A 13,274-nucleotide genomic window follows, 5' to 3' on the forward strand; every position below is an offset into this window, starting at 1 on the left:
ATTCAAAAATACGGTTCTCACACAAATTTTTATGCTATTTTTTATTTAAAGTGCTCGTTTTTATTGATAATTCACTCCGTCGGGTTCGGATCAGCCTCATTTGATCATTTCAAAGACGAGCGGCAGCCCGTTTTTCAAATGCTATTAACGCTAATCTCAGCAATCCGCTCAAATTGATTTTGTCCTCTTCTTTTCAGACATGCTAATCAACTTTTCAAATCGCTTGGCATTGAGTGTGCGATAATTTGCGATTTGTTTTTTAAATTTGGGTATGAGTCTAGTGTATTTACGTGAAATAGATAGCCAAACCAAATTTGCCATTTGGCGGATTGAAGAATCGGATGATGATTTGTTGTCCAAACTTCAGTTGGATGAGCGTGAGAAGGCCAAATTAGCTTCTTTTAATAAGGGGAAGCGGCGCTTACATTGGCTTGCTACGCGTGTGTTGTTGCGGACCTTACTAAATACTTCACGTTATATTGACTGCCCTTCTGATGCTAACGGTAAACCTTACCTTGCCAATTTCCCGCAGAAAATATCACTTTCGCACTCTTTTGACTATGCCGCAGCAATGATAAGTACCGAAGGAGAAGTAGGGATAGATATGGAAATTATCAAGACGAAAGTTGAACGGATCCAGCATAAGTTTCTCAAACCCGTTGAACTTGCTTTTATTTCACAGGGGGATACACGATACGAGCAGTTGTATGCCTGTTGGTGTGCCAAAGAGGCAATCTATAAACTTCAGGGGAATTCAGGTGTCTCTTTCTTAAACAACATGACCATACAACCCTTCGAATACCAAAAACAAGGTGTCTTGAAACTTGATCTGGACAGCAACCAGACCCACCAGACTTTTGAGGTACATTATGAAAAATTCAATGAATATATGCTTGCATATGCTGTTGGCTAAGGTCGCTTAAAAAAATAATTTTTCTCAATTTCAGCGAATTAGCGATGTAAGCGCACTTTTTTTTTGTGCTTATTGAAAAAGCTTCTATATTTGCAGCATCACAAAGGAAATGGCCCGTTCGTCTAGGGGTTAGGACGCAAGATTTTCATTCTTGAAACAGGGGTTCGATTCCCCTACGGGCTACCAAAAAAAATCCTGCAAACAAAATTTGCAGGATTTTTTTTTTGGTCCCATTTGAATAGATACCAATACGCAGATATCTCATTATTTTTTATCTCCTCGACAAATTTTGAACAAGACCCATAAAAATCAATAAGAACACCGTGACCATTTTTTCGATGTAACCATATGACATTGGAAAAAATAAAATTTTGGTCAGCGAAATGCGAAATTTATTTATCACACACATGAAAGTAACCACGACAACTGATTCAAGATTTTTATAGCGGATCAAATCGGGCCAAAATTATTGGAAGAACACTTGATTTTTGGCTCAATTTGACCCCCACTTATTTAAAAAAAGGTTATTTTATGCATTTACAACCTATAAACGCAGATTTTATTTGTTTAACAAAAACACTTTTTTGCTTAACAAATAGAAGTTATTGCTTTGCAAATCTTCTTTATTACATAACGAAATAGTCTAAGGGTATAAGTTATTGTGCTTTTTGTTTAAGACCTAACACATTCCCCCTAAAGAAAAATAGGGCCATTCGATTTTTTTCGAACAGCCCTATACTAACAATCTACCTGTAGATAATACGATAAATATCAAATATCGCTACAGCCCCTTTACATATACTTCGGCGATAGCAGATGAAGGTGGACGGTTACTCTCAGTAACAATACATTTCAAATAACGTGCTTTCGTCGTCGGAATATTGGTCATAAGTGTATGTTTTGGATTATTTGTACCAAAGTCAACTTTACCTACCGGAATATAGGTTTTATTATCGGTGCTAACCTCAAATAATACCGTTTTCAGGTCATTGTTGGCTCGTCTTATGAGCTCAATTGCCATCATTTCGTGCTCTTTACCCAAATCAATGATTAAGAAATGAGGTAATGGCGGTTCTCCCCCCACCCATACGTTATGCCAAAAGGTCTCTGTTTTACCATCCAGAATGTTCTCCTTTTCACCGCCACCGATCCATTCGGATGAAGCCTGAATAACCTTCCATCCTGTACGGGCGATATCTGGCGGTTGAAATGAAACGGGTATCAATATGGTTGACGCTTCTGGATTAATACTATTTTTTGAAACAGATTTAATCCGTAAAGGCAAGGCATATTCTCCAAATAAATTTGTGGTTCCACTAACAAGCCCCTTTTTAATGATCGTAAAATCAAAGGTCGCCTTATTTTTCTTCTCTCCAACTTTATAGGGCATCTGCGGTAACTGATAAGCTGCCTTTGGAAGCAATTTCAATCGTTTATCCTTGTCTTCCTCCTTTATGGTTGCATTATATGCATCTAAAGCAGCTGGATACTCCTCGATTTCATAATCAAGACTCCACTGATTAGGATAGTTTGTTGCGACCCCTGCCTCCCCTTTTATCTGTTCGGCACTTGTTGGCGTCAATTTGACCAGATCAAGTTGCAATCCCGGCGAGATAAACTCCAAAAAAGGATCCTTGACAATAGGTATTAGTAAGACGACTCCCATCTCTGGCTTAAGCGGCTGCAACAAGCCACCCTCAGATTCAATACGGCAGGGAAGCACATATTGCTCTTTGTATTTACCTTGTAGCGCTTTTATTTTCTCAGTATCGAAGATAAATGGAACATCTCGCTGCGTGTCTTTATCCCCAAATGTTAAAACAGAATTACCCATTGTATAACAATCTGCTGGAAGCAGTCTATAATTTGTTCCTTCTCGAGCATTATAATCAGCCAGATATGCTTCATCAATTTTAAAGTTCACCTTCGCTTCCTTCTGCCCAATTCCAGCTTTCACAACGGTCACATTGTAATCAAACTTTCCCCAGTCAAATACAGTTATTTTATTTTCTTTAAAGTCTCTGAAATAAATGGTATCATCGACCATATTATTCATTCGATCATCCTTCTGACATCCAAGAATCAGGGCAAATGCCAACAGGAAGACACAATAGGATATATAATTTCTCATCTTCTTCAGTATTAGTAAATTTGCACTACCATCCATAGTTCTGTGTAATGTTGACCATCTCGCTCAATTGCTTTTGATGTATCGGAAAGAAATAATGCTTTGGCTGAAAAACTCGTCTTCCAGGAAAAACATCTTTCGTTCTTTCCCATGAGGCTTCATACGTTTTGGCGGCAACATTACGCGTGTAATAAGGTTCGTTCATTTCCTGCTCTGCGATCATCCAAGTTCTTAGATCCGGATAGCGATGCCCCTCAAAAGCCATTTCTACCATCCGTTCTTTGCGGAGCAATACCCGAAGCAACTCCTTATTTCCTAATACTTCAGGATAAGCGACCTCCATTTTATTCAATCCACTACGTTCACGCACCAGATTGACATAGCGCAACGCTTCCGCTTCATCCCGGTTTGGTTTTTCATTACATGCTTCTGCATAATTGAGGTATATCTCAGCAAGGCGATAATAGGGCCAAGCAAACTGCCCCCAGTTTCCCGACTCGATATCATTTGTCGGGTCACTCATTCTTCGCCAAAGGTACCCAGATTTTACACAGTCACCTGTTGTGGTATAGGTTGATGTTCCGCCATCAAAAAACGTAACCTTCTTCATGCCATGTAATGTATTGATCCAGTACATTCCATTAGCCAAAATAGAGGCGTAGAAGCGGGCATCACGTCCCACACAACTGTTATGAGCTTTGAAGTTCCCAAAATTGTCCAATGGATGGACATAGTTATCTGTAAATCCCGTTTCTTGATACCCCGATTTTTCATCGATAATCGGTTGGCCATTGGCACTATACCCTGTTACCGGATATCGTCCAGAACTTGCCATGGGATAACCATCTACTAATTTCAATGATGGCGCATATCCACCCCAGCCCGTTGTCACTACCCGGGGCGGAGCTGTACGGACATTATAATTAAAGCCATCGTCTGACCAGCGGCCCCAAATAGTTTCTGAATTCCATTTTTCGAAATAAATACCCATATAAGACTTTATAGCTCGACGAAAGGAATTTGTCTCTTTATTGTCCTGATACAGTGCATACAGATTTAAATCAATCACATCTTTGGCCGCTTTGGCCGCCAGCTCCCATTTAGTGGGATTGGTAGTCTGAGGAAACAAGAATTCTCCGCTTTTATTCTTCATTCCAACATATAATTTTGCGCCATTAAATAAGGGACGTGCCATATACAATAACAGTTCCGATTTTGCAGCCATGACGGCACCTTTTGTCAGGCGACCATACCATGCCTGATCTGTAATCTCCCGAGGCAATACCGCTGTTGACTTATCAAATTCGGAGAGAATAAAATCTACATTGGCTTGCAAAGGCATTCGATCCACTGACCTAGCGTCGATTTTATCATCAGCAGCTCGATCACCCCAAATATATACTGGTCCATAGCGTCTTAATAGCAAGTAATAAAAATACGCGCGTAAGAATCTCGCTTCTGCCTTCATAATGCTTTTGGTTGATTCATCTAATTCCACGTTTTTATCAATATTATTGATAAAAACGGTCGCCTGGTTGATCCCTTGATAATTATGTACCCAAGTCGCATATTCATCCGTGGTAACACCCCATCCTCCATTAGCGAAGTTGAGCCAGGGCACCCAAGCCACCCAAGAAAATAGCGCTTCATCACTCAGCGGGACATTCCCCCCTTCACTATTAAACAGATCATGCTCAACGGGTAGATAACCATATACCTGAGCTAGATATCTCTCAGTTGTAATACGCTTCATAAACGTCTCATCGAGGGTTTTTTGATTGGCCAGATCGACATCTAAATACTTGCTGCATGCCCCAAAGAAAAATGGCACCAAAAGACAAGACAGGAGGTAAATATATTTTTTCATCATTTTTTCAGTTAAAATATCACACTTAGACCAATATTAAATACACGCATTTGCGGGTAGCTGCTTCCGGACACTGTTTCCAGTTCAGGATCCCATAACTTGAATTTACTGAATGTAAAGACATTCACTCCTTGTGCATACAAACGCAGGGAGGATAACTTCCATTTTTCAATCCATTGTTTGGGCAATGTATAGCCAAACTCCAAATTCTTTAAGCGGATAAAACTCATGTCCCGCTGCCACCATGTTGATGCTTGGGAATTATTTGCAATGTTAAGCGACAGGCGTGGGTAGAGCGCATTTGGATTGGGATTATCAGCACTCCAGCGGTTATCCGCAACATCTGCATAAATTTGTCCCGAATTCCAGATATTGCCCGTCTGTCCGTACAAAGGTCCTCCCGCAATAATCCGGGTGATATCCCCCACACCGTGAAAAAATGCTGCAATATCGAAACCTCTCCAAGATACACTTGTTCCAAAACCATACGTCAACTGCGGCATATCGGTATCACCGATAGCGACCATATCTTCAGAAGATATCTGCCCATCGCCGTTGATATCTCGGTACTTCAAATCTCCCGGACGTGGAGGGCTAAATTTTTGTACTGGACTATGTGCGATTTCCTCCTCCGACTGAAACAAACTCATCGCGATTAGACCACGTTGCTGCCCCCAACGTTGTCCTATATCCGATTGGTAGGCCCATATCGGGGTGGGTTTATCATCAAAGATTTTTTTGTTGCGATTATAAGTGATATTACCCCGAACCTGAAGGCCGAAATCTCCTTGATGATGGTTAAATTCCAAAGAACCTTCTATCCCTTTATTCTCCATTTTACCGATATTCACTAACGGCTTTATATTAACTCCGACGATAGATGGAACACTTTCTTGTGGAATATAAATCCCTTCACGTTTCTCGGCAAAATAATCCGCCTGAATCGTCAACTTATTGAACATGGTTAATTCCACGCCAATATTGCGCTTCAAAGCGCTTTCCCAGGCGACCAATGGATTTCCTGGATAACCTGTTGCAATTCCAGTCAGTATTTTCTTCCCTGCTAAGCCAAATGTATATCCACCACGATCTTCCATCTCCGAGTTATAGGCAAATCGGCGGCGCCCATCAATCTTATCACTACCGATCTTACCAATGGATCCCCGTATCTTTAGGAAATTTATCACCGGCAATAACGGTTTAAAGAACGATTCATTACTCAACACGTAGCCCATTGCCAAGGACGGAAAGAATCCGAAACGCTTTTTGGGCGCAAAATTTTCCGATCCATTATAGCCAAAGTTTCCTTCAATAAAATAGCGGTCCTGATATGAATAAGTTAGGCGGGAGGCAATCCCAGTATTACGATAAGGAAGCGCTGCAATGTAATTTTTACTTGGAAAATTATTCGTTCGCTCGCGCATAGAAAATAAGAATAGCCCACCTAAACGATGTTTGTCAGCGAACAGCCGATCATACATCAGAGAACTTTCAAAGTTAATCGCCCGTTCGCCAGAATGAAAGTCTTCCAGTTCGAAATAGTCGCTTCCCGCACCATTATCTATCAAAATAAGATTTCCATCGCTGTCCCGTGCATTCTTCTTGTCTACATAATAGGTGACTGGATTCTTCCGCCTATCCAAAGATGTAGAGTTCTTCGCATCCCAAGAAAATTTGACATTGGTTCTTAATCCGGGCGTGATTAATTCAGAGAAATCCTGCGTTATTCCAACCAAGGACTGGGCATTATTCCAAAAATCTTTCGAATACCCTGTTGTATTTAGAAAATAATAGGGACTCATTGCATAGGCTCCTGTCGAAAATTGCGTTGGAGTGGCCACGGGGGTGGTATGCAGGATGATATCATACATGGTTCCTAAATCCACTCCTAAACGATTCTTTGTTTCAAACTGATTGGAAAGATTTAAATTGACTTCGGTCGAAGGTGAAAGCCTAATGTCTACATTTGACCGGAAATTGATTCGGTCGAAATTCACAGAAGGATCATAGTTGGATGTCTTTCGAGGTTGAAAAATCCCATTTTCTTTCATATAGGAACCCGACACATAATACTTAATAAAATCTCCACCTCCAGTGACATTCATGTTGAGCCTGCCATTGGACGTTCTTTTCTTAAATATTTCCTGCATCCAATCCACATTAGGGTATACATCCGGATCTAACTTATTTATATGCTTGTTGATCTCCTCTGGCGATAGTGGTGCCACACCAGATTGTTCATAATTAAGATCGTGATAATAGTCCAACCATTGTGCGGCATTGGCCAGTTTTGGTAGTCGTATGGGTTCCAGCATACCACGTTCTACACGTGCATTGATTGTTGGTTTGGCACTTTTTTTTCCTCGCTTTGTTGTGATGATCACAATGCCATTGGCACCTCTTACCCCGTAGACAGCGGTGGCTGTCGCATCTTTTAAAACGGAAAATGATTCCACATCCTCAGGGTCAACTAAATCCATGGGACGTTCGATTCCATCGACCAAGATCAATGGACTGTTACTTCCAGCGAAACTACTGACTCCCCGTATCCAAAATGATGTCGCCGATCCAGGTTCACCGGAGCCTTGTACAGTAACGACTCCCGCCATTTGTCCAGCCAATGAACTACTGATTTTCGCAACGGGGCTTTTTAACTGTTGTGGTGAGACACTACTAATAGCACCTATTACACTGATTTTACGCTGTTTTCCGTAAGCAACAACAACAGCTTCCTCTAGATCTCTGACCGCAGCTTCCAATGTTACGTTTACTTGGGTTGAGTTTCCGATAGGCTGTTCGATAGGTTGATAGCCCACCAAGGAAAACACAAGTGTCTTGTGCTGATCTTCTATTTCCAAGGTATATCGTCCCTGTGCATCGGTCTTTGTTGCTACACTTGTCCCTTTAACCGCAACGGTGACGCTCTCCAATGCATTCCCCTTTGCATCTGAAACGACCCCAGCAATCTTTTTTTTCTGTACTCGAGCGACACTTTGTGGCAGGTTAGACGATGCTGGTTTTGCAACGATCAATACCGTATTAAGATTTAGCTCATAAGCGAGATTTCTTTCGGTCAAAAACTCTTGCAGGACCTCCTTAAAGTTTCTATTTTTTGCTTTAATGGTCACCCGCTTCTGTTTATCGATTAATTTATTATTGTACAAAAATTCGTACCCCGTTTGTTTTTGAATCTCATCCAGGACATCCACCAAATGTCCGTTTTTTATATCCAAGGTTACTTGTTGACCAAAGCTAGCTGCATGGACATGCACCATGGAGATGACGAGGATTAGTATACATACTTTCATCCTGATAAATGCTTTTACAAAGAATTTCTGTTTAAAAAAGCAACTTTTGCTGTTCCTTTTATACATTTGTATAAGTTTGGTGTTAAATGGTTTATAACTCAATTAGGTCTATTTAATTGCTAAGCATCGATCGGGAGTGTTACGAGCACTTCCGATTACTTTTAGCTTCATCTCGTATTGTCACATAACAAGGACCCTCCCATCCTGAATTTTAAATTTATAATTGGATGTCTTTTCGAGCTGCTTGAGTAAATCTGAAAGCTTCTTGGTTCTTTTCATCATAGCAGTAAATGTATCTGTTGAAGTCGATTGTATCGTGATCTCCTTGATATCATACCATTCTTTTACTTTTTGAAGCACTGTTTCTATATCATCTTCTGTAAAGCGGAAAAAGCCATCGCGCCAAGCCAAGATCTCTTTTAGATCGGCCTGCTTCAATACGATCTGCTGTTGTTGTGGATCTGACTCCGCTTGCATACCCGGGGCTAGAATTTTATGCGTGCCGCCCAAGCTAACCTCTACTTTACCTTTGATCAAAGTCGTCAGAGTTTTGGTTTTGGTTAAATCGGATGACACATTAAACTGTGTTCCCAGGACTTTAATCCGTGTTTGCTTTGTTTCTACGATAAAGGGCTTCGCGGGATCATGGGCGACATCAAAATAGGCCTCACCATCTAAGAAAACTAATCTATTGGCGGTCTCAAAATGTACGGGGTAAGTTAAACTGGATCCTGAATTCAAATGTACCTTTGTCCCATCAATCAGTTGTAGTGTCAAAGCACTCCCTTTGGGGCTATGAAATGTCCGTTTTTCAGAACCACGCTCACCATGTTTCAGTTGATATAGCAACGTTCCATCGCTGTCTCTAACAATAGTCAGATTACCCTTGTCCAACGACTCGGGATTATCGGCAGAAATCGAATATTGCTCACCTGTAGACAGTGTAAGTATGGGGGCATTCCCATCAGGGAGAGCGATCTCATTCGTTAAAACCTGTTTGGGATGTGTTATTGGCGCCGCTTCACGCTTTACAAAGTATACGATCGAAAAACAAAAAAGAACAACCGCAGCGGCTAAACTCCCCCACTTGACATAGTTTATTCTATTTCTTCCACTGTCTGCTGATTCTTCTTTATTTTCTTGAATACGATGGGAGAGCTGCCTGGCCACACTATCCCTGTCAAATAGTTCTGAACGAACTGGGATCTCCTCCTCCATACGCTCAAAGAGAGATGAAAACTGGGATTCATCCAGATCATCCAATTTATCTAACATCTCTTTTAACTCAGTCCGCGAGATTGTATTTCGGAAATAATTGGTCAGCAAATAGCGTAGTCTTTCTTCTTGCATGGTCAAATTGGTTCGTACTTTCTAAGTTTATTTTAGACAGTACACCACAAGAGCAAAAAAGGACTACATGAAATATTCTTTTTTTAAAAAAAATAAAAAAATAGGGATAATAACAGGTTTCTTCCAGATCGGGCCTGTTTCAGTGATTTTGATGCTCTGGCAAGATGATTTTTTACCGTGTTTTTAGAGAGGTTTAGTTCTTCAGCTATTTGTTGAGAGGGAACTTCATCGACCCTGCTCAAGGTAAATATAAGTTTTTGTTGAGCAGGTAACTGGGAAAGGTAACCCTCAATTTCTTCGGACAGCTCTTTTCGTTCGACCATTCGATCAGCGGTCTCCGATTGGCTTTCGATGTGATATGCTAATAGTTCAAAAGCAGCATGTGATCGCTTAATACTCCTTAGTTTGTTAAAGCACTCTCTTTTGGCCAAAACATATAGAAATGGCCAAAGATCTACATCCTGTTTTATGCTCATACGATTGGTCCACAGCTTAACAAACACCTCCTGCACAATATCTTCGCTCCATCCCGTATCTTTCAACAAATGAAAGGAAACATCAAAGATTCGATCTGCATACAGCTGGTAAAACTGTAGCAAAGCGGCCTCACTTCCCATAGCGAGATCCTGAACCAAATTAGCTTCATAAAATTCTTTTCTCATAACCCAAGTCCCAACGCTTCAGTATATTGGTCGTTTTTCTTTTCCGGTAAAATCAGTTTATTGAGACAATTTAGCAATTATTTCAACAGCACCGCCTTTTTTTATTTAAAGTTTCATTTTCTCATAAAAATAAATTACTTGCGCATCAGCTTATATTATATATATATTATTTTTTTGTTTCGCCCAAGTCCTGCAACTCCGTTTTTTTTCACCAAACTTATTGATATACAGATTTTAACCTGAATATATCAGACTAATAAATAGCACCGGGAGCAGCCTTTTCCTGCAATTCTTTATATTGTAAAATCTTCTGCAATACCTCAGGATTTTCGATAACTTTTGGCCCAAACTTAGAACTTTTCATGTAGGTGAGTATGGATTGCAACATCTGTTTTGCAACAGGTCGCTGGTCCAAATCAGTCGTGAGATCAAATGAGGCGACCATTAGTTTACCATTCCCCACTGTCCCCTCAAATAGCGAAGCTAATTTTCTATTGTTTGCAAAATTATCTATCATCTCTACAAGGGTTTCGCCACCTTTGATCTGATCCATCAACATTGTTGTCGATTTGATCTGTAGGTCCCACCACTGCCAGTCGGTATGTCCCTCTGTCGGAAAATCAGCGAATACAGGGTGTTTTGGATCACAGAGCAATCCCATTGTCCCAGCTTGCTTCGGAAAATGTACAGGGCTCCAAAATACCGGAACAAACTTGCCTTCAATACCTGTAATTTTTTTCCAATCAGGATTTAAAAGGACCTTTTTACCTGCCTGCAACAGCCGTAAAGCTTCGTCCAGCTCCCTTGTATAGCTTACATCAGCAAAATCAATTTGATTTTCGTTAGGATACACCCATATATTCCAATGATTTTCATAGCTCGTGCCTTTGAGATTAATATGAACTGTCAACTTTTTAGCTTGTTGTATAGCCTGCAGTGGCACTTCAAAACGGCCTACATTCCCGTTGTACCCCTGACCTACGACTGTTTGAAAGTGACCTTTTGCAACAGTTTTCGTACCATCTTTCATAGACCACTCGACCAACTGATCGCTCAATGCTGCAACTCCATAATTGCTGATGTCTAAAATCCCCTCAAATACTTCATCATTGGTATATACGGCTTTGGAAAACTGGAGCAAGGGAACTACTGGTGCACAAAACTGTCTAAATTCAGCTGCCGAAAGAATGTTCTTACTATCCCAAAAGGCATCCAATAGCCCCACCAAAGCCGTGCCTTGGCCCGGGAAATCATGGAGATCCAATAATTGATAACCGCTGATGCCTGGTGTTTTTAAGGCCCGTTCCAGCTCTTCTTTATAGAGAATTGCTGCCAACTTGCCTGACGACATGGTATATGCCTTCGCTTTATGCAATAAACCCTTGCGTTTCAGATCTTCGGCTACAGCAATAAAGTTTAACGGCTTTAAAACGCCAGTATACTTTTTGATCTCCGCCAAATTGGGATAAACAGCATATTGTCCGATCTCATGAGTAACCACAGGAATCGAAACGCCATCCAATGAAGCGCTGTAATTTTTATTAAAGACAGGAGGTTCACTATTAAAGACCCCCTGTCCTCTCACCCAACCTTTTGCCGTCCACTGCGTAATCAGAAAATCGTCAAAAGGTTCACCGACAATTCCATGTCCTTGTTGAAAAGTAAATGATGTCGCCGTATATAGATGTCTCTTATCTTTCTCTTTCAGTTTTTTTACCAGTGCGTTAAGGGTATCGAAGTCACCACTCAGCTCATTTCCCATACTCCAAAAGCAAAACGATGGATGATTGCCATATTGCCTGATCATCTTATCAGCTTCCTCATATAAAAAACGTAGCACTGCATCATCCTTACCAGCATTATTTTCCCAGATAGGCAATTCGACCTGAAGATAGAACCCCATTTCATCAGCTACAGCAAAAGCAGCTTCCGGAGGGCACCAAGAATGGAACCGTAAATGATTGAGTCCCCATTCCTTTGCAGTCAAAAAGACCTTCTTCCATCCTGCTTTGTCCATTGGGGGATGCCCTGTCAACGGAAAAATACTGCATTCCAATGTCCCCCGAAGAAACAGAGGCTGCCCATTGATTTTCATGACCGTTCCCTCCCTTGACAATTCACGCATACCAAATGATGTACTCATCACATTGACTCCCTCATTCGAGCGGCACACCACTTCTACGTCATAGAGATTTGGTGAAAATTCGCTCCATGACCGGATATTCGCGCCCAGATCATAGCTTAATTGTATGGTGGAATCACCAGGGGCTAATAAAACCTCCTTTTCTATCGTCGGAAGATACTTGCTCTCACCCTTAAATCTGGTTCTTACCCGGAGTGTACTATTGGTATTTCTTTGTGTTTTATTTGAAAGAACTACCTTTAGGTCTACACATTTTGCTGTCAAAATCGGAAAAGTAATTACTTGCTTGATATGAACCCGATCCATTGCTTCAATGTACATCGAACCGATCATTCCGTTCCACATAATCTGGGTATGATCCGTATAGGCATGTGCCATGTCATCGACACTGATCGCCAACTTCTTGCGGTTATCAATGCGGATAGTCAGACGATGCTTTTTCCCAGCCTTTAAAAAAGAACTTAAATCAAATTCATGTGAACCTATCAGACTGTGCTGTTTTTGCGGAATTTCCACTCCGTCAACCCATACATTGGATTCCCATATAATCCGCTCCAGTTTCAGGATCATTTCTTTACCCGCCCAGCCTTTTGGAATAAATAGCTCCTTGCTGTACCAGGCTGCCCCCACATACCGATGTTTCCTTGTCAGATGTGAAAGTTGGGGTTTTGTAAGCGCCGGTGTTAAGCTATTCGCAGTTCCCAGTCCTGCATCGTCAGTTGTCCCAGGTAATTTAATGGGTGTTGTGAAAGACCTATTAGTCCAACCGTTCTTCGCACCCACATCCTCGGGGTCAAGTTGTACACTCCATTGTCCGGCAAGATTGAGCTGATGTCCTCCAACTGCCAAAACGCAGTAGCTCTGTAGAAGAGCAAGCAATAAAATGAGATAACGATGCATGTC

General features: G+C 41.1%; 7 protein-coding genes and 1 tRNA gene. 2 read left to right on the plus strand and 6 right to left on the minus strand.

Annotated elements, in window-relative coordinates; genetic code table 11:
• The first annotated feature begins 271 nt into the window (after nucleotides 1-271).
• Both DFQ12_RS18220 and DFQ12_RS18225 read left to right on the plus strand, forming a co-directional pair.
• Nucleotides 272-913 (plus strand): 4'-phosphopantetheinyl transferase family protein, encoded by a 642-nt coding sequence (locus DFQ12_RS18220; RefSeq protein WP_120260459.1) that lies wholly within the window; start codon nucleotides 272-274, stop codon nucleotides 911-913.
• Between the two features lie 111 nt (nucleotides 914-1,024).
• Nucleotides 1,025-1,099 (plus strand) — tRNA-Glu (locus DFQ12_RS18225).
• A 595-nt stretch (nucleotides 1,100-1,694) separates the two neighbouring features.
• Here the strand turns inward: DFQ12_RS18225 and DFQ12_RS18230 are convergent.
• From DFQ12_RS18230 to DFQ12_RS18255, 6 genes are all read right to left on the minus strand, one after another.
• Nucleotides 1,695-3,044, minus strand: a complete 1,350-nt coding sequence (locus DFQ12_RS18230) for a BT_3987 domain-containing protein (RefSeq protein ID WP_167457302.1) — start codon at nucleotides 3,042-3,044, stop codon at nucleotides 1,695-1,697.
• Nucleotides 3,045-3,069: 25 nt separating this feature from the next.
• Complete coding sequence (locus DFQ12_RS18235) at nucleotides 3,070-4,911, minus strand: RagB/SusD family nutrient uptake outer membrane protein (RefSeq protein ID WP_208642581.1); 1,842 nt, start codon at nucleotides 4,909-4,911, stop codon at nucleotides 3,070-3,072.
• An 8-nt stretch (nucleotides 4,912-4,919) separates the two neighbouring features.
• Nucleotides 4,920-8,216, minus strand: a complete 3,297-nt coding sequence (locus tag DFQ12_RS18240; protein ID WP_167457303.1) for a TonB-dependent receptor — start codon at nucleotides 8,214-8,216, stop codon at nucleotides 4,920-4,922.
• Nucleotides 8,217-8,396: 180 nt separating this feature from the next.
• A complete protein-coding gene (locus DFQ12_RS18245; RefSeq protein WP_120260463.1) occupies nucleotides 8,397-9,566 on the minus strand; it encodes a FecR family protein in 1,170 nt (389 codons plus the stop codon).
• An 83-nt stretch (nucleotides 9,567-9,649) separates the two neighbouring features.
• Complete coding sequence (locus DFQ12_RS18250; protein ID WP_120260464.1) at nucleotides 9,650-10,228, minus strand: RNA polymerase sigma factor; 579 nt, start codon at nucleotides 10,226-10,228, stop codon at nucleotides 9,650-9,652.
• Between the two features lie 253 nt (nucleotides 10,229-10,481).
• On the minus strand, nucleotides 10,482-13,271 hold the full coding sequence (locus DFQ12_RS18255; protein ID WP_120260465.1) for a sugar-binding domain-containing protein: 2,790 nt from the start codon (nucleotides 13,269-13,271) through the stop codon (nucleotides 10,482-10,484).
• Nucleotides 13,272-13,274 lie beyond the last annotated feature (3 nt).

Origin of the sequence: Sphingobacterium detergens (assembly GCF_003610355.1) — a bacterium.
GTDB classification, from domain to species: Bacteria; Bacteroidota; Bacteroidia; order Sphingobacteriales; family Sphingobacteriaceae; genus Sphingobacterium; species Sphingobacterium detergens.

What these genes read in the sequence shown, in the direction of transcription:
- DFQ12_RS18250 (WP_120260464.1), bottom strand. Translation starts at nt 10,228, where the DNA reads ATGAGAAAAGAATTTTATGAAGCTAATTTGGTTCAGGATCTCGCTATG.
- DFQ12_RS18220 (WP_120260459.1), top strand. Translation starts at nt 272, where the DNA reads ATGAGTCTAGTGTATTTACGTGAAATAGATAGCCAAACCAAATTTGCC.
- DFQ12_RS18235 (WP_208642581.1), bottom strand. Translation starts at nt 4,911, where the DNA reads ATGATGAAAAAATATATTTACCTCCTGTCTTGTCTTTTGGTGCCATTT.
- DFQ12_RS18230 (WP_167457302.1), bottom strand. Translation starts at nt 3,044, where the DNA reads ATGAGAAATTATATATCCTATTGTGTCTTCCTGTTGGCATTTGCCCTG.
- DFQ12_RS18240 (WP_167457303.1), bottom strand. Translation starts at nt 8,216, where the DNA reads ATGAAAGTATGTATACTAATCCTCGTCATCTCCATGGTGCATGTCCAT.
- DFQ12_RS18245 (WP_120260463.1), bottom strand. Translation starts at nt 9,566, where the DNA reads ATGCAAGAAGAAAGACTACGCTATTTGCTGACCAATTATTTCCGAAAT.
- DFQ12_RS18255 (WP_120260465.1), bottom strand. Translation starts at nt 13,271, where the DNA reads ATGCATCGTTATCTCATTTTATTGCTTGCTCTTCTACAGAGCTACTGC.